We start from the raw sequence: 15676 nt of genomic DNA on the forward strand, positions 1-15676 counted from the left end.
GAATATATCCACTACTACAACCATGATCGGATCAAACAAAAACTAAAGGGATTGAGCCCAGTGCAATACCGAACTCAATCCCTTCTGGTAACCTAACTAAACTGTCCAACTTTTGTGGGTCAGTTCACCATGACGTGGGGCTTTTTTATTTCAAAGGAGCATTACTGTTGCAATCGAGCCGCCAAGTCCTTCACGATGTTTTTGGCTTTGATCAATTTCGAGGTGCTCAAGAATCTATTGTTGGTCATGTAGTCGCAGGCGGGGATGCTTTGGTCCTCATGCCTACTGGCGCTGGTAAATCGCTGTGCTATCAGATTCCTTCGCTGGTTCGCCGCGGTGTAGGGGTGGTGGTTTCGCCCTTAATTGCACTGATACAAGATCAAGTGGATGCGTTAACTCAGTTAGGCGTTAAGGCTTTGTTTCTCAACTCCAGCCTGGATGCGGTCTCCTCTCAACAGGTGACAACCCAATTGCTGGCTGGCGATCTTGACTTAATCTATGTGGCGCCAGAGCGCCTGATGAATCCTGGTTTTTTATCGATACTTGATCGACTTGATGCCGGCCCCGGAATTGCCTTGTTCGCTATTGATGAGGCACACTGCGTTTCACAATGGGGTCATGATTTCCGTCCGGAATATCGCCAACTCACTGTTTTGCACGAGCGATTCCCGAAGGTGCCTCGTATCGCCTTAACAGCGACGGCGGATGCGCCTACCCGAGCAGAAATTGTGGAGCGCCTTTCCTTGGAGTCTGCCGAGCAGTTTGTCTCTAGCTTTGATCGTCCCAATATTAAGTATCGAGTGCTGCAAAAGCAGAGCGCTAAGCAACAGTTAGAGCACTTTTTAAATGCCGAGCATGCCAATGACTCAGGAATTATTTATTGCCTATCGCGTCGCAGTGTGGAAGAAACTGCGCAATGGTTGCAAGATCGCGGATGGGATGCGATGCCATATCACGCAGGTTTGAGTGTTGAAATGCGTAGCGCCAATCAAAAACGTTTCTTGCGTGAAGAAGGCGTCATTATGGTTGCAACCGTAGCTTTCGGAATGGGTATCGATAAGCCTAATGTCCGCTTTGTAGCGCATCTAGATCTACCTAAAAGCATGGAAGGCTACTACCAAGAGACTGGACGGGCGGGGCGGGATGGTTTGCCTGCAAATGCCTGGATGGCTTACGGATTCGGGGATGTAGTTAGCCTACGACAAATGGTGGATGGCGGTGAAGCTTCTGAAGAGCGGAAGCGAGTAGAGCGCCAAAAGCTCAACGCCCTGCTAGGCTATTGTGAATCCACAACATGCCGCCATCAAGCGATCTTGCGCTACTTTGGAGAAACGCATGCTGGTAGCTGTGGTAACTGCGACAACTGCCTAGAGCCAGTGGCCACCTGGAATGCCACGCACGAAGTGCAAAAAGCACTGTCGTGCGTCTATCGAACGGGTCAGCGTTTTGGTGTAACCCATTTAATTGATGTGCTCTTAGGAAAAGTAACTCCTAGAGTGAAGCAATTTTTTCATGAGCAAGTGAGTACTTTTGGTATTGGTGCAGAGTTGAATCAGGCCCAGTGGAATAGCGTCTATCGTCAACTAGTAGCAGGTGGTTACTTGGATGCTGATATTGCGTTGCACGGTGGCTTAAAGCTAGTGGATGACATTGCTTTGCCGGTGCTACGTGGAGAGCAAGAGGTTTGGCTGCGAAAAGAAACGGGTTACTCCAAGAGTAAGGCTACGAAGACTGGGGCAAGAAAGAGTTCTACACACCCCTTTAGCAACATTGCAGATGAAAACCTATGGGAGGCGCTCAAGGCTAAGCGTACTGAGTTAGCGCGCGAACAAGGGGTGCCGCCTTATGTGATTTTTCATGACAGCACTTTGCTGGAGATGGTTCAATCTACGCCATCTACCTTAGATCAATTCAGTCGTATAGGTGGGGTGGGGCAAGCTAAGTTAGAGCGCTATGGAGAACACTTTATTAAAGTGATTCGGGAAAATCTAGAATCAAATAAGGCTTAATGCACTACCTAAGATTGCCCACCACAATCTGAAGTACTTGCAGAATCAGTAGCAATACCAGGGGTGATAGATCTAAGGCCCCAATGTTAGGCATTGCCTTCCTGATGGGGGCAAGTAGGGGGTCAACTAATAGCGACACTAAGAACTGAATTTGAGTCCCTGCACCAATCCACGAGAGAATGACACTCGCCAAAACCAAGCCAACTAATCCTGAAAGAATCAGATCTGCTAAGTCAATCAAAGCTAGGAGAAGCCATAAGGCGTTAGCTAGATCGGCTCCAGAGATCAGAAAAAGTATTGCTGTTTTTCCAGCAATGAGTAGATAGGCGGCTAAAAAACTAGCCACATCAAAGCGGCCAATACTTGGGATAAGTCTACGGAGTGGGATCACGATCCAATTGCTTAGTGGAAGAACGTATGCGCCAATAGTTCTGCTTTGGCCTGAGCCTAGATTAAATGCGAGCCACTGAAGATAGCACCTTAGCAGGCAGGCTCCAGCCACGATGCTTACTAGCACTTGAAGGAGAAGATTCATGATTTGTATCAGCATAGTGATCTTTGGGTCTTTTAAAGGAATGTTTTATTCGCTAAACGTCACGACGTGATCAGCTACCAGATGTATGCCAATCTTTTCACCAATCGCGTGATCATGGTGGCTGGGTACAAAAGCAAAAATTTCAGTTCCAGATGCTAGCTTGAGTGTATATAAAAAGTCAGCACCTCTAAAGGTCTTGCGCACAACCTCTGCTAGCAAGGCGCTGTTGTCATCATGCTGAATATCATCAGCTCGTAAGAGGACGTCGATTTCTTTTCCAACTTCTTTGCTGCGGTCTTCCTCTAAATCGAGTTCACCCAACTCAATGTTGACTTTGTTGTTGGCTTGTACGACACCCTTAACAAATACGCCGCGACCAATGAAGTCGGCGATGTAACGATTGGCTGGTTTGTGATAAAGCTCGTATGGACTATCCCACTGCAACACTTTGCCATCTGTCATCACGCCGACTTTATCTGCAATTGCAAAAGCCTCAAACTGATCATGAGTTACGAGTAGGGCAGTAATGTTATTGGCCTTAAGGATCTCCCGCATCTCGCCTGCAAGACGCTCTCTAAGTTCAATGTCCAAACTGGAGAAGGGCTCATCTAGCAAAATTAAATCTGGCTCTGGAGCCATTGCCCTCGCTAGTGCCACACGTTGCTGCTGCCCACCACTGAGCTCATGAGGATAAGCATCGGCTTTATCTGCGAGGGATACTCGTTTGAGCCACTCCAGCGCCACGGAAGATCTTTGTTTGCTTGGTAAGCGTTGCAAGCCAAAAGCAATATTCTCTAAAACGTTGAGATGAGGGAAGAGGGCGAAGTCCTGAAAGACCATGCCTACTTTTCTTTGGTTTGGTGGGAGGTGGATGGAGGCGGAGCTCACGACCTGATCGCGGAGGAGGATTTCTCCGGCTTTAACAGGCTCAAACCCACAAATTGCCCTCAAGACGGTAGATTTACCGCAACCAGACGATCCCAATAAACAGCCAATCTCTCCTGGGGCAAGATTGAGCTTGAGGTCTTTAACTGCAGTGACACGACCTTGCCCATCCCGACTTGGGTAGTCGATTTCAAGTCCTTGGATCGAGAGCAGTGCGTGAGCGGAGTTCATCCCTATAATTTTCCCATTAATGCTTGTATTCAATGCTGGTGGTTTAATGCATAGCTAGAGTCTAAACGGATTGCCGATTTCATGAATCGTATTGTCGCGCCACTTGCCCTGCTGTTATTTTTGCCCCTATTTGGCTTGGCAGCGCCTTTCCTATTTCCCGGAAATGATCAATTAGCTACTGGCACTCTCGCTCATCTCTGGAACTTTGTGTTGGGTGGATATATTGCCTCAACCTTGGTGCTTATTCTTGGCGTTGGAGTAGGGGTATTTGTTCTTGGGGTGGGTAATGCCTGGATCATTGCTAGCTACGACTTCCCTGGTAAGAAAATATTTGAGTGGGCACTCATTCTGCCTTTAGCTGTACCCACTTATGTCATGGCTTACCTGTTTGTAGATCTCTTGCAATTTTCAGGACCCATACAGAGCACGCTTCGTGTATTACTGGGAATGGATTCACTTTGGTTCTTTCCGGACCCAAGATCCCTGAGTGGGGCTATTTGGTCCTTTTCCTTTTGCCTCTTTCCTTATGTCTACCTGATTACGCGTACTGCATTTTTAGAACGCAGTGGCCGATTGATTGAGGCTTCAGAAACCCTGGGCTACAGCCCACTTCAAGGATTTGTGAAGTTGGTATTGCCGATGGCAAGACCGGCCATTTTTGCTGGCATGGCTTTGGCACTCATGGAAGTCTTAGCAGATTTTGGCGCGGTGTCTTACTTTGGTGTGCAGACTTTTGCAACCGGCATCTTTAAGGCCTGGCTTTCTTTTGGCGACCGGGTGGCGGCCGTGCAGCTTGCCTTAGGCCTTTTAAGTTTTGTCTTGCTGATCTTCTTTATTGAGCAAAGTAGTCGATCAAAATTGCGTTATGCCTCTTCATCACGTGGCAAGCCGTTAGCTAAGACTCTAAAAGGTAATAAAGCCTTTTTTGCTTTTGCATTTTGTGGCGCTACGCTCCTGTGTGGATTTTTGTTGCCAGCATTTGCGCTCCTACAATTACTTTTCAAGCAAGGCCTCACGATTGATATTCGTTATCTTGATTGGTTAAGTAATTCTGTTTCTGTTTCGATTCTGACTGCATTAATATCAGTTGCGCTCGCCATATTCTTTGCTTACTCAGTGCGAATGAATGCACGCTTGAGCTGGGTAAATCGATTGCTAGGTTTTGGTTATGCCTTGCCTGGTGCGGTATTGGCCATCGGCATCCTCTCCTTCCTGGAGATATTTCAGCTTGCTTGGTGGATGTCTGCCAGCATGTTAGTGCTGATCTACGCTTACTTGGTACGTTTTCTTTCTTCCAGCTTGCAAAGTGTAGAGGCGGGGCTTGCGCGTATCACGCCCTCTATGGATGCATCAGCAGCACTGCTTGGGCTTTCTAAGGGGCAGATTCTGAAGCGGGTACACATTCCCTTGCTTAAGCGAAGTCTGCTGACTGCTGGCCTCTTTGTCTTTGTGGACGTGATGAAGGAGTTACCAGCAACACTCCTATTGCGCCCCTTTAACTTTGATACCTTGGCTGTTGCCACTTACCAGCTAGCTGCTGATGAGCGTCTTGCTGAATTGGCCCTACCGTCCTTAACCATTGTTTTAGTTGGGCTTTTCCCGGTGCTACTACTTTCCAGGGTCATCTCCAAATCTTAATTGATAATCATTCGTATTTGTGATAAATTAGATTTACTCTAATTTTGATCGTAAATACAGCAATGGCAACCCAAGTAATTCACAAGTTCCTAGTCGCAACCTTATTGGTGCTGAGTAGCTTTATGGCTTTGCCATTACATGCTCAAGAAGTCAAAGAGTTGAATCTCTATTCCGCTCGTCACTACCAAACAGACGAAGCGCTCTATAGCGATTTCACTAAGAAGACGGGCATCAAGATTAATCGTATTGAGGCTGACGATAATGCGCTGGCTGAGAGACTGAAAAGCGAAGGTGCCAATAGTCCGGCGGATGTGATTTTGATGGTCGATGCTGCGCGATTGTGGCGTGCGCAGATTGACGGATTCTTTAAACCTATTCACTCAAAGTATTTAGAGAACCGCATTCCAGCAAACCTTCGTTCTAAGCCTGATTCAGAGGGATCAACTTGGTTTGGATTTTCGACCAGAGCTCGTCTCGTGGTCTATAACAAGGCGAAAGTAAATCCACAAGACGTCGACACTTATGAGAAATTAGCTGAGCCCATGAACAAGGGTAAGGTATGTACACGCTCAGGCGCTCATCCATACATGCTGTCCTTGATTGGTGCCATGATTGAGCGCCGTGGTGAGACGGCTACTGAAGATTGGGCTAAGGGGATGGTGACAAATATGGCTCGCCCTCCAAGAGGTGGTGACACGGATCAGATCAAGGCAGTTGCTTCAGGCGAATGCGGGGTGGCTTTAACAAACTCTTACTACCTGGTTAGGCTTTTACGTTCAACGAAGCCAGAAGACCAGGCCATTGTTTCTAAGATTGGGTTTGTTTGGCCTAATCAGCAGACTACTGGCACGCACATCAATATTGCCGGTGGTGGTGTGGCTAAGAATGCACCTCATTCACAAGCTGCCATTCAGTTTCTTGAATACCTCGCTAGCGATTCGGCGCAAGAATATTTTGCCAATGGTAATAACGAGTGGCCTGTGGTGAAGTCGGTCAAGATTGAAAATGAAGGACTCAAAATGTTGGGGTCTTTCAAAGCCGAAAACATTTCGATTGCGGCGATTGGCAAGAATCAAATTGCAGCGCAACGCTTACTTGATCGAGTTGGGTATAAATGAAATTCATTTGCTAGGTTTCAAAAATGGCTAGAATGGTCCCATTCTTCAAAAGATCCGGATTGTTAAATGAAAATCATCTCGAGCGTTGTAGTAATTGCCATCTCAATGGCTATGCTGGCTTGCTCAACACCGCCAAGTGAGTTTGGGGTCTATCGGCAGTCAGATGGAACTGTTGGGGTGCATGCCCCAAAATCGGCTAAGGATACTGAAGCTCAAGCGGCTGCAGCAGAGGAGTGTAAAAAGCTAGGAAAGCGAAGCGCCACTATCGTTGAAACTCGTAAAACAGTGAACGACCGCTTTCCTATGACCTACATTTTTGTGTGTAATACCTATTAAGTTAAAACTACTTAGCTAAGCAGCCATTTCTTAATGGATTTGTTTACACACATTGCATCTAAAGCTAATCCAAAGAACTCTGAGCCATTGGTGACCATGCTCTCAATAGCCTCAACCTTGCCAGATTTCACGCCACGCAAATAAGTTGCTGCACGATAGCGTAGGAAGTGTTCATTCTCACCTTCTTCATTATCTGTAGAGCAAATTTCTAGACTGCCATAGCGAGTTTCTGGGTTGATATTCAGAATAGAGAGGCCAAGTGCGCCAATGAGCTTTTCCGGAACAGGGATTGGAACGTAAGAGTATAGGGAAACCAACTGCTCTTGCTCATCGACTTCAATAATGTGGTCAACATCGAACACATCTTTTTCTGTCAACTCAGTTTCACCGGAATCGCCACCACCAAAGGTGGACTCAAATTGCAACATTGCTGTATTGCTGTCTTTGGAGATCTCAATCATGTCAGGATAGCCAAGCAGGCCTTTCCACCAGTACATCAATGAGAAGGTGCAAGGTTTAACTTCAACCAAACCCTTATTGGTTGACTTGGCAAAGTACAGGCCGTAGAACTCATCATCTTCCTCGAGTCCATACTGATCGACTTTCAGTTTCTTTGGTGCAGCTGCCTTAGGTGATTTCTTAGCAACTTTCTTTGGAGCAGGTTTTTTGGCTGCTGGCTTCTTAGCTGCTACCTTTTTAACCACCTTCTTCGCTACTGGTTTTTTCGCAGTCGTTTTTTTGGCGACAGGCTTTTTAGTTGCTGGTTTTTTCACTACCTTCTTTACGGCCTTTTTGGCTACCACTTTCTTAGCGGCAACTTTTTTAACGGCTTTCTTTGCAGGGGCTTTTTTTACCACCTTAGTAGCTACTTTCTTTTTTGCTGGAGACTTCTTTGTAGCCATGGTCTATTACCCTTCCTATTGGTAGTTAATGTGCTTAGCGCACAAGTTGATATTACTTCAGTTCTATCAACTTTTGCTGATACCTATATGGGGATTTACCTTGCAATATCAAGGGTCAAGTTCCAATGGTTTTTTAGCTGTGTTGAATAGGGGTGGGGAGCTTGAATTTAAGCGCTAACTTGCTACACTGGAGTGGCAGTCATGAATAACCCCAACCTAAAGAGAATCTATGTTCCCTGAATATCGCGAGTTAATTACTAAGCTGAAAACATCAGATCGTCACTTTTCACATTTGTTCGATAAGCACAACAATCTGGATCAAAAGATTCAAAGGATGGAGGCTCACACTGAACCCAGTACCCCTGAGGAGATTGAGGTTTTGAAAAAAGAAAAACTGTTATTGAAGGATCAGCTATACGCGGTCTTGAAAAAAGCCAGCGCGACTTAAAGCTGGTAGACCATCGGAGTCCATATTCGGGCCTGATGGTCTTTAATTGAAACTTAAGCTTTCTTCAAAAAGCAGGCTTTGAGCAACATATTGCCGGCCTCTGTTTTGCAGTCCACCTCATGATCACCGGAAACCAGACGGATTCCCTTGATCTTTGTTCCAACCTTGAGTGTTGTGGATGATCCTTTAACCTTTAGATCCTTAATGAGGGTGACCGTATCGCCATCAGCCAGCAAATTACCGTTGGCATCCTTCACAATCAGAGCTCCTTCATCTTCTTCTGCAGCGGCCGTCATCGGCCACTCATGGCCACATTGGGCACAAACAAAGTTGTCCCCGTCAGGGTAGGTCATATCCTCTTGGCAGGCTGGGCATTTTGGAAGATTAGTGGTGGTATTCATCAGTGGTACTTAAAAAGTCATGTAAGCATGAATTTTAGTCTACGAACAGCTCGGTAATTTAGAATCAGTTATCAATGAATAAAACAGTCAAGATCATCGTCGGAGCTCTAGGTGGGGTAATTGTCCTGCTTGCGGCGGGGGTGTGGTACGCAAGCTCAGCAGTTGACCCAGTGCAATTAACCAAATTACTCACCACTTCGGTGAAGTCCGCTACAGGCAGGGATTTAAAAATCAGCGGACCTGTGAGCTTAAGTTTTTTCCCGGGAATTTCAGTTTCGGCAGAGCGCTTGAGCTTAAGTAATGCAACTTGGGCATCCAATCCTGAGATGCTGACTCTCAATCGCATTGATTTGAATATTAAGATGCTGCCGCTACTCAGTAAGCGCATTGAGGTTGGTAGTGTCAAGCTTGCTGGTCTTGAGTTACGTCTTCAAAAAAATGCATCAGGCAAGGTGAATTGGGATATGAGCACAGACTCACCCAATACAACCCCTGGTTCTAGTGGTGACAATGCAGACACCCCTTCAGTTGGTAATAATTTGATCTACATGGATAGCGTTTCTGTTGCGGATACCCAGATTCAATATCAAGATCCTTTTGGCGCAATCTCCAATTATCAAATCAAACGTTTTTCATTAACGGAGAGTGGGGATAAATCCAGCATCTCACTCAATATGCAAGCCCAGGGTCAAGCTCTAGAGCTCAGTGGAAAAACAGGCTCATTTTCTAAGTTACTGAAGCAGTCGGATACTTCATCGTTGCAATTTCCACTCGACCTTAATCTCGCTATGAATGGCAAGACCCTATCGATTAAGGGTGAGGTAAGCAAGCCCCCCAAAGCTGTGCCCACGATCAATTTAACCTTGAGCTCAAAAGCTTTTGATTGGCCTAACTTGAGCGCTACTGCCAATCCACCCGCTCAAGCTTCAAATGCGGTTAAGTCGGATCAAGTGGTGCGTCAACCGACAAAGCCACAATCCAAATACTTGTTTAGTAGCGAGGCTATTCCTTTTGATGCTCTACCTCAAGCTAAAGGGAAGGTAGTCATCGACATTGCGGCCTTGGGCCTACCAAAGCGGAAGCCAATTGAAAATCTTCAAGCTACTTTGCAGCTAAATGGTAATGAAATTGATATCCCAAATCTGACTTTTCAGATGGGCAGGGGAGGTGCTGATTTACAGATTAAGCTCTCAGGATTTGATGCAGCAAATCCGACATTCGCAGCCAAAGGTGTGACAAAGGATTTCACGCTGGAAAGTTTATTAGCTAGGCTTGACCCTAGCTCCAAGGTCAGCGGGGGTGCCATGAGGTTGGCGTTTGATATCAAGACATCTGGAGCTAGCCTGCATCAAATGGCGGGTAATTCGAATGGCAAAATTCAATGGAGTATTAATCAAGCTCAAATGGGCACCAATTTTTTGAATGATGCTGGTGACTTCGTGGTCACGCTCTTAGATTCCATGAATCCAATGCGCAAGAAAACGAGTCAAACAGTTTTAGAATGCGCGGTCGCCTATCTACCAATTAGTAATGGCCAGATCAATATAGCCAATACAGTTGGCGCTGAAACCGATAGATTGAATGTAGTGTTAGCTGGTTCTATAAATCTAAAAACAGAGACAGTTAATCTCACGATTGATCCTCAGGAAAAATCGGGTCTGACTACTGGTCTTGATTTAGCAGGGCTAGTAAAGATGGGCGGCACGCTATCAAACCCTAAGGCAGGCATTAATCAAGCCGGCGTTGTGAACAGCGCCGTTTCCATTGGACTTGGATTTTTGACTGGAGGCGCAAGTATTTTGGCTGAGAATGCGAGATCAATGACCTCTAAAGGCCATCCTTGTCGCGATGCACTCCACCCCTGGTCAGATATCTATGCTGGGGCGGAGTAATTCTTAAAACACTATTCCGCTGATAAAAAGGCTGAATAAAGAAATAAAGATACTGGCAAAGAACGCTGTCCAGAAGCTGGAGATAGTAAAGCCACTGACCACTGCAGACACTAGCATTAGCACCAATGCATTGACTACCAACAGAAACAATCCCATGGTGAGAACAGTCAGCGGCAGAGTAAAGAGAATCAATAAGGGTTTTACGACGGCATTGGCAAATCCGAGCAGTAGGGCGGCAATTAATAGTGAGCCACCATCAGCAAAGCGTAAGCCGCTAAAAAGGTAGCTGGCGACCCAGAGGGATAAAGAGGTTAACCCCCACTGGACTAAAAATGGTACTAAGTTACCCATGACGAGCGTCCTTTTTGATAATTTTTGAAATTAACTTTAATCGTAACTGATTTTAGGTGAGACATTAGGCAGCTAGCTTTTGCTTTGAGTTTTTAATTGGCTTAAAGTGAATTTCAATATGAGTGTTAGTTGCTGCCGCCAATTTGGTCAGAGTTCTCAGGGAGGGAAGTCCGGCGCCGCTTTCAAGCCTTGCAATTGCGGATTGAGAGGTGCTCATCAGAGAGGCCAACTCCCCCTGGGATAACCCGCTTTTCATGCGTGCCTCGATAATCTCTTGGGCAACCTCAAATTCCACGCGAGATTCATCATAGGCTTTTTTGTACTCGGGATTTTTAATCCACTTTTTATGTAAATTCGAGATTTTGGTCATATTAAGTTTGCCTGTTTTGCTCTTCTTGTTGCTATTTCTAAAGCTGCCGATGGAGTTTTCTGGGTCTTCTTGATGAATACATGTAAAACGATAATTCTCTTTGCGCTGCCGTAGATATAAATTCCTCTTGCAATTCCGTCTCTGCCGGAGATGCGTATTTCCCATAACTTATCCCCCAAAGACTTGATGTGAGGCATTCCGACATCCTGGGGGCCAAACTGCTCAAGTAACCCAGAAACCCTCACAAAGCGACTTCTAATATCTGTTGGCAGAGCCTCCAACTCTAGGTCAACAGTGGAGTTTAGGGTGTATACGGTCCATATGGTCATCCATAAATTATATCAATAATGATATATGCTAAAAATGATATAACTTAACCAGCAATAAATCAAGGGCTTTAATAATGAGGGGGAATTTCATCCTTTGGGCTGTTATTAACTGCCCCATCGCCACTGCTGGCTTGCTCCTTAATGGATTTAAGTTCGCGATATAGAAATTCAATCTGCTGCTGTTGCTTGTAGATGGTTTGGTTTAGTTGATCAATCAAATCTTCAGTAAAGCTGAGTTTAATTTCAAGGTTAGCGATGCGATCTTCAGTCATTTCAATTCTTCTCTCTTTATCTTAAGCATCAACTAATTCAAATCGACCATCTTCCATTTCTGCTTTTGGTCTGATCCAAAAGTCATGTGACTGGAGTGATTCGTATACATAGGCTGGCTCTAGGTTGGCTTCAACATTGGCGAGCAGCACTACCTTATAAAAGCCACCCGTCTTAATGTGTCTTAGCTTGCTTCCCGGCTTAAATAGTCCATCATCGGCATCTGTCATTTTTGGTTTGCTCATGTCAAAAAAGTGCTTTCTCAGTATGATCTACGTATGACAAATTCTGTCCCGTACTCCATTCTAGATATATCTCCAATCCCGCAGGGATTTACTGCTGGTGATGCCTTGCGTAACTCATTAGATGTTGCTCAGCATGCTGAGGCTTTGGGCTATACCCGCTATTGGGTGGCCGAGCATCACAATATGACAGGTAATGCTAGCTCTGCTACTGCAGTCTTAGTTGGTTATATAGCTGGAGGTACCAAAACCATTCTGGTTGGGTCTGGCGGTGTGATGTTGCCAAACCATGCCCCACTAGTCATCGCAGAGCAATTTGGCACTTTGGCGTCTATCTATCCTGGCAGGATTGAGTTGGGCTTAGGACGTGCGCCAGGCACTGACCAAATGACGGCTAGAGCCTTACGGCGAGATTTATTGGGAAGTGATGATCGCTTTCCGCAGGATGTGCGAGAGCTGCAACATTACTTTGGCCCTATTCAGGAGGGGCAAGCAGTAAAGGCTATTCCGGGGGCTGATACTCAAGTACCCATTTGGATCCTGGGATCCAGTTTGTATGGCGCTCAATTGGCGGCCCACTTTGGCTTGCCCTATGCATTTGCCTCGCACTTTGCACCAGAGCAGTTGCTCGATGCAATGACTGCCTATCGCGAACTATTTAAACCATCCGATAAGTTAAGTAAGCCTTATTCTGCATTTGTGATGAATGTAGTTGCTGCCGATGCTGATGAAGAGGCCGCTCATCTTTTCACCACTTTGCAGCAGAATCTCATTCGCATGCATCGGAATACTCGCGGGCAATTACCGCCACCGATTGAAAATTTAGATGACTTCTGTGAGCCACACGAAAAAACTACTGCCTCACACGCTTTACGCTGCTCTGCTGTTGGGTCTTTGGAAACGGTGAGAAAAGAGATGCAGTATTGGCTCGATCAAACTGGCGCTAACGAAATTATTATCACAGGCCAAATTTATGATCATCAGGCGCGCTTGAGGTCGTTTGAAATTGCTGCTGAAGCGGCCAAGGGTTTGCGCTTTAACTCTAAAGTCTAAAGGCGTTGTAGTCGCTGGTAATCAGAATATCGTCTTGAGCAGCTCGACTGGCGATGTGGAGCAGGGCATTGTCTTTGCTGATGAGTATCGCTGGCCTGAATTGATAGGCTAGATCCAAGAAGATCTGATCATCGGGGTCTTGGCATTTCCAGGGCGCAGTAGCTAGGTTTGAATCGTCATGCTGCCGTGCGAGGGATTGCCATTGATCAAAAATTGCTGCTTGAGTTACTTCATCGAGCTTAAAGAGGGGGCGCGAGATGACGTCGGCAAACTCGAATAAAGTCTTTTGACTAGCAACTGCAGGAACGCTGCCATCCACAATTGCTTGTTTCAGATTGCTCGCTCGCTCGTCATTAAAGGCAAAAATATCTAGCAAGATATTGGTGTCTAAAACTACCGCTTTCATTGCTGTTGATTGCGCCAGATTTCTGGGGTGATGGTGACTTGACCCTTATCCGAAGAAACGTAAGCCTCTCCATCTTGAATATTGACATGGATAACCATGCTACGCTCCACTAGCTTATTCAGTTCTTTAGCTTGCTCTGCTGGGATGGAGATCACCTGTAGATTGCGTGCACGAGTCAGCTTATTCGCAATGCCATCCCACCAAATTTTGCTAGTGTGTCCACCATAGCAATAGACGATAACTTGATCGGATCGGCCACAGGCTTTGAGAATGCGTCGCTCATCAGGTTGGCCGACTTCAATCCAAAGTTTGATGGCGTCTGTGAGGTCCTTAACCCAGAGGTCGGGCTCATCGGTATCGCTCAAGCCTTTGGTAAAAGCCAAATCTTCCTGGGCTTGGAGGGCAAAGGCGATGATACGAACCATCATCCGCTCTTCAGTCTCAGAGGGGTGCTTGGCGATAGTGAGGGAATGACTGCCGTAATAGTGGCGGTCAGAGTCTGCGACGTGGAGGTCGGCTTTGTGGATAGTTGCGCGTAGAGCCATGGCGCATTATCGCCTTTAAAAGGGGGTAAGCCAGATCTCCCAGTATTATTTAGAAAATTACCCTGATTTACTGTGTATCGTAGAGCCCCATGATCCGTATTACCGAACTTCGCCTGCCCATTCACCATGCCCCTGAGGCATTGGAGGAGGCGATCTTGAAGCGCTTGAATATTCAGGCCCAAGATTTGATTCGGACTGATGTTTTTAAGCGTAGCTACGACGCGAGAAAAAATGTCGCTCTTGCGTTTATCTATACCGTCGATTTATCGGTAAAAGATGAAGACAAATTGCTCAAGCAGTTTGCGAATGACATTCACGTAAGACCATCCCCAGATACAAGTTACCACTTCGTTGCCAACGCCTCGCAGGTGAAAAACCCAGGCTTTGAACGCCCTGTCATCATTGGATTTGGTCCCTGCGGAATTTTTGCTGCTTTGGTGTTGGCGCAGATGGGCTTTAAACCCATCGTATTGGAACGTGGCAAACCAGTACGTGAGCGCACGCAAGATACTTGGGGCTTATGGCGCAAGAATATCCTGAATCCAGAATCGAATGTGCAGTTTGGTGAGGGTGGAGCGGGCACGTTCTCCGATGGCAAGCTTTATAGCCAGATTAAAGATCCGAAGTTCTACGGTCGCAAGGTCATTGCTGAATTTATCAAAGCAGGCGCCCCAGAGGAAATTCGTTATGTGGCTAAGCCGCACATTGGCACCTTCCGATTGGTTGGCGTTGTCGAAAGAATGCGCCAAGAAATTATTGAGCTTGGTGGAGAGATTCGCTTTTCACAAAAGGTCATTGGCTTTGATATTCAGAATGATCACATTACTGGAGTCAAGATTGAGGGGCATCCAGATTTGCCTGCCAGCCATGTGGTGCTCGCTTTGGGCCATAGTGCTCGCGATACCTTTGAGGCATTGCATGCGGCTGGCGTCTATATGGAGGCAAAACCCTTTTCAGTAGGCTTTCGTATTGAGCATCCACAATCTTTGATCGACAAGGCACGCTTGGGGCCACACGCTGGTAATGAGTTGATAGGCGCCGCTGATTACAAGTTAGTCCACCACGCCAAGAATGGCCGTGCAGTCTATAGTTTTTGTATGTGCCCAGGAGGAACTGTAGTTGCTGCCACCTCCGAGCCTAATCGCGTCGTGACGAACGGGATGAGTCAATATTCTCGTAATGAGCGTAATGCCAATGCCGGTATCGTTGTTGGCATTACCCCTGAAGACTATCCGGGCGGTCCGCTAGCAGGTATTGAGTTTCAAAGGGCGTTAGAGTCCAAGGCGTATGAATTAGGCGGATCTACCTACGAAGCCCCAGGCCAATTGGTGGGAGACTTTTTAGCTGGCAGGGCTTCCACCGACTTTGGCTCTGTCATACCTTCCTATAAGCCTGGTGTTCACCTAACAGACCTTGCCGATGCTTTACCTGCGTATGCAATTGAGGCAATCCGAGAGGCGATCCCTGCCTTTGAAAAGCAGATCAAAGGCTTTTCAATGAAGGATGCGGTATTGACTGGCATTGAGACCCGTACATCTTCTCCTTTGCGGATTACTCGAGGCGCTAATTTTCAGAGTCTGAACATCAAAGGTCTTTATCCTGCAGGTGAGGGTGCTGGTTATGCCGGTGGAATATTGTCTGCTGGAGTTGATGGGATTAAAGTAGCAGAAGCAGTCGCGCTTGACTGCCTTTCCAAATAATTCAATAAGTTGATT

At 46.4% G+C, this 15676-nt stretch carries 20 protein-coding genes; 9 read left to right on the forward strand and 11 right to left on the reverse strand.

Annotated elements, in window-relative coordinates:
- Both ICN11_RS03610 and recQ read left to right on the forward strand, forming a co-directional pair.
- On the forward strand, positions 1–96 hold a 96-nt coding region (locus ICN11_RS03610; RefSeq protein WP_216217816.1), incomplete at its 5' end, for an IS3 family transposase.
- A 71-nt stretch (positions 97–167) separates the two neighbouring features.
- Entirely contained in the window at positions 168–2009 is a 1842-nt protein-coding gene (gene recQ, locus ICN11_RS03615) for a DNA helicase RecQ (RefSeq protein WP_216229199.1), read from the forward strand.
- A 4-nt stretch (positions 2010–2013) separates the two neighbouring features.
- Here the strand turns inward: recQ and ICN11_RS03620 are convergent, their stop codons facing one another.
- The gene (locus tag ICN11_RS03620; RefSeq protein WP_216229200.1) at positions 2014–2544 is read right to left on the reverse strand and encodes a YggT family protein; all 531 of its coding nucleotides are present in this window, start codon (positions 2542–2544) and stop codon (positions 2014–2016) included.
- Positions 2545–2589: 45 nt separating this feature from the next.
- Positions 2590–3660, reverse strand: a complete 1071-nt coding sequence (locus tag ICN11_RS03625) for an ABC transporter ATP-binding protein (protein ID WP_216229201.1) — start codon at positions 3658–3660, stop codon at positions 2590–2592.
- 81 nt (positions 3661–3741) lie between these two features.
- Here ICN11_RS03625 and ICN11_RS03630 point away from each other — a divergent pair, with 81 nt between their 5' ends.
- The 3 genes from ICN11_RS03630 (at position 3742) to ICN11_RS03640 (ending at position 6752) form a co-directional block, all read left to right on the forward strand.
- On the forward strand, positions 3742–5298 hold the full coding sequence (locus ICN11_RS03630; protein WP_216229202.1) for an iron ABC transporter permease: 1557 nt from the start codon (positions 3742–3744) through the stop codon (positions 5296–5298).
- A gap of 122 nt (positions 5299–5420) precedes the next feature.
- Complete coding sequence (locus ICN11_RS03635; protein WP_255539886.1) at positions 5421–6416, forward strand: extracellular solute-binding protein; 996 nt, start codon at positions 5421–5423, stop codon at positions 6414–6416.
- 66 nt (positions 6417–6482) lie between these two features.
- Entirely contained in the window at positions 6483–6752 is a 270-nt protein-coding gene (locus ICN11_RS03640; protein ID WP_216229204.1) for a hypothetical protein, read from the forward strand.
- Positions 6753–6763: 11 nt separating this feature from the next.
- Here ICN11_RS03640 and ICN11_RS03645 read toward each other — a convergent pair whose 3' ends face one another.
- Complete coding sequence (locus ICN11_RS03645; protein ID WP_216229205.1) at positions 6764–7654, reverse strand: hypothetical protein; 891 nt, start codon at positions 7652–7654, stop codon at positions 6764–6766.
- A gap of 229 nt (positions 7655–7883) precedes the next feature.
- On the opposite strand from ICN11_RS03645, the gene ICN11_RS03650 reads away from it, so the two are divergent.
- Positions 7884–8102 (forward strand): YdcH family protein, encoded by a 219-nt coding sequence (locus tag ICN11_RS03650; RefSeq protein ID WP_216229206.1) that lies wholly within the window; start codon positions 7884–7886, stop codon positions 8100–8102.
- A gap of 53 nt (positions 8103–8155) precedes the next feature.
- Here the strand turns inward: ICN11_RS03650 and ICN11_RS03655 are convergent, their stop codons facing one another.
- Positions 8156–8503 carry a zinc ribbon domain-containing protein YjdM gene (locus tag ICN11_RS03655; RefSeq protein WP_216229207.1) on the reverse strand — a complete coding sequence of 116 codons (348 nt, stop codon included), beginning with the start codon at positions 8501–8503 and terminating at the stop codon, positions 8156–8158.
- A 74-nt stretch (positions 8504–8577) separates the two neighbouring features.
- Between ICN11_RS03655 and ICN11_RS03660 the strand changes: the two genes are divergently transcribed.
- On the forward strand, positions 8578–10395 hold the full coding sequence (locus tag ICN11_RS03660) for an AsmA family protein (protein WP_216229208.1): 1818 nt from the start codon (positions 8578–8580) through the stop codon (positions 10393–10395).
- 3 nt (positions 10396–10398) lie between these two features.
- On the opposite strand, the gene ICN11_RS03665 is transcribed toward ICN11_RS03660, so the two are convergent.
- The 5 genes from ICN11_RS03665 to ICN11_RS03685 all read right to left on the reverse strand — a co-directional run bounded on the left by ICN11_RS03665 (position 10399) and on the right by ICN11_RS03685 (position 11960).
- Positions 10399–10746 (reverse strand): phage holin family protein, encoded by a 348-nt coding sequence (locus ICN11_RS03665; protein ID WP_216229209.1) that lies wholly within the window; start codon positions 10744–10746, stop codon positions 10399–10401.
- A 64-nt stretch (positions 10747–10810) separates the two neighbouring features.
- Complete coding sequence (locus tag ICN11_RS03670; protein WP_216229210.1) at positions 10811–11116, reverse strand: helix-turn-helix domain-containing protein; 306 nt, start codon at positions 11114–11116, stop codon at positions 10811–10813.
- Positions 11113–11445: a type II toxin-antitoxin system RelE/ParE family toxin gene (locus tag ICN11_RS03675; RefSeq protein WP_255539875.1), complete on the reverse strand. Its 333-nt coding sequence runs from the start codon at positions 11443–11445 to the stop codon at positions 11113–11115. Before ICN11_RS03675 ends, ICN11_RS03670 begins: the two co-directional genes overlap by 4 nt.
- Before the next feature lie 68 nt (positions 11446–11513).
- A complete protein-coding gene (locus ICN11_RS03680) occupies positions 11514–11717 on the reverse strand; it encodes a SlyX family protein (RefSeq protein ID WP_216229211.1) in 204 nt (67 codons plus the stop codon).
- Between the two features lie 21 nt (positions 11718–11738).
- The gene (locus ICN11_RS03685; RefSeq protein WP_216229212.1) at positions 11739–11960 is read right to left on the reverse strand and encodes a hypothetical protein; all 222 of its coding nucleotides are present in this window, start codon (positions 11958–11960) and stop codon (positions 11739–11741) included.
- Between the two features lie 33 nt (positions 11961–11993).
- Here ICN11_RS03685 and ICN11_RS03690 point away from each other — a divergent pair, with 33 nt between their 5' ends.
- On the forward strand, positions 11994–13010 hold the full coding sequence (locus tag ICN11_RS03690) for an LLM class flavin-dependent oxidoreductase (protein WP_216229213.1): 1017 nt from the start codon (positions 11994–11996) through the stop codon (positions 13008–13010).
- Here the strand turns inward: ICN11_RS03690 and ICN11_RS03695 are convergent.
- Both ICN11_RS03695 and ICN11_RS03700 read right to left on the reverse strand, forming a co-directional pair.
- Positions 13000–13416, reverse strand: coding sequence for a putative toxin-antitoxin system toxin component, PIN family (locus ICN11_RS03695; protein WP_216229214.1), 417 nt, complete (start codon positions 13414–13416; stop codon positions 13000–13002). The genes ICN11_RS03690 and ICN11_RS03695 overlap by 11 nt on opposite strands.
- Positions 13413–13961, reverse strand: a complete 549-nt coding sequence (locus ICN11_RS03700; protein WP_216229215.1) for a YaeQ family protein — start codon at positions 13959–13961, stop codon at positions 13413–13415. The genes ICN11_RS03695 and ICN11_RS03700 overlap by 4 nt, the downstream gene beginning before the upstream one ends.
- Before the next feature lie 89 nt (positions 13962–14050).
- On the opposite strand from ICN11_RS03700, the gene ICN11_RS03705 reads away from it, so the two are divergent.
- Positions 14051–15661: an NAD(P)/FAD-dependent oxidoreductase gene (locus tag ICN11_RS03705; protein WP_216229216.1), complete on the forward strand. Its 1611-nt coding sequence runs from the start codon at positions 14051–14053 to the stop codon at positions 15659–15661.
- The last annotated feature ends 15 nt before the right edge of the window (positions 15662–15676 follow it).

The organism is Polynucleobacter sp. 78F-HAINBA, assembly GCF_018882325.1.
GTDB lineage: Bacteria > Pseudomonadota > Gammaproteobacteria > Burkholderiales > Burkholderiaceae > Polynucleobacter.

Coding starts and splice junctions, on each gene's coding strand:
- ICN11_RS03620 (WP_216229200.1), bottom strand. CDS start 2,544: ATGAATCTTCTCCTTCAAGTGCTAGTAAGCATCGTGGCTGGAGCCTGC.
- ICN11_RS03625 (WP_216229201.1), bottom strand. CDS start 3,660: ATGAACTCCGCTCACGCACTGCTCTCGATCCAAGGACTTGAAATCGAC.
- ICN11_RS03630 (WP_216229202.1), top strand. CDS start 3,742: ATGAATCGTATTGTCGCGCCACTTGCCCTGCTGTTATTTTTGCCCCTA.
- ICN11_RS03635 (WP_255539886.1), top strand. CDS start 5,421: ATGGCTTTGCCATTACATGCTCAAGAAGTCAAAGAGTTGAATCTCTAT.
- ICN11_RS03640 (WP_216229204.1), top strand. CDS start 6,483: ATGAAAATCATCTCGAGCGTTGTAGTAATTGCCATCTCAATGGCTATG.
- ICN11_RS03645 (WP_216229205.1), bottom strand. CDS start 7,654: ATGGCTACAAAGAAGTCTCCAGCAAAAAAGAAAGTAGCTACTAAGGTG.
- ICN11_RS03650 (WP_216229206.1), top strand. CDS start 7,884: ATGTTCCCTGAATATCGCGAGTTAATTACTAAGCTGAAAACATCAGAT.
- ICN11_RS03655 (WP_216229207.1), bottom strand. CDS start 8,503: ATGAATACCACCACTAATCTTCCAAAATGCCCAGCCTGCCAAGAGGAT.
- ICN11_RS03660 (WP_216229208.1), top strand. CDS start 8,578: ATGAATAAAACAGTCAAGATCATCGTCGGAGCTCTAGGTGGGGTAATT.
- ICN11_RS03665 (WP_216229209.1), bottom strand. CDS start 10,746: ATGGGTAACTTAGTACCATTTTTAGTCCAGTGGGGGTTAACCTCTTTA.
- ICN11_RS03670 (WP_216229210.1), bottom strand. CDS start 11,116: ATGACCAAAATCTCGAATTTACATAAAAAGTGGATTAAAAATCCCGAG.
- ICN11_RS03675 (WP_255539875.1), bottom strand. CDS start 11,445: ATGACCATATGGACCGTATACACCCTAAACTCCACTGTTGACCTAGAG.
- ICN11_RS03680 (WP_216229211.1), bottom strand. CDS start 11,717: ATGACTGAAGATCGCATCGCTAACCTTGAAATTAAACTCAGCTTTACT.
- ICN11_RS03685 (WP_216229212.1), bottom strand. CDS start 11,960: ATGAGCAAACCAAAAATGACAGATGCCGATGATGGACTATTTAAGCCG.
- ICN11_RS03690 (WP_216229213.1), top strand. CDS start 11,994: ATGACAAATTCTGTCCCGTACTCCATTCTAGATATATCTCCAATCCCG.
- ICN11_RS03695 (WP_216229214.1), bottom strand. CDS start 13,416: ATGAAAGCGGTAGTTTTAGACACCAATATCTTGCTAGATATTTTTGCC.
- ICN11_RS03700 (WP_216229215.1), bottom strand. CDS start 13,961: ATGGCTCTACGCGCAACTATCCACAAAGCCGACCTCCACGTCGCAGAC.
- ICN11_RS03705 (WP_216229216.1), top strand. CDS start 14,051: ATGATCCGTATTACCGAACTTCGCCTGCCCATTCACCATGCCCCTGAG.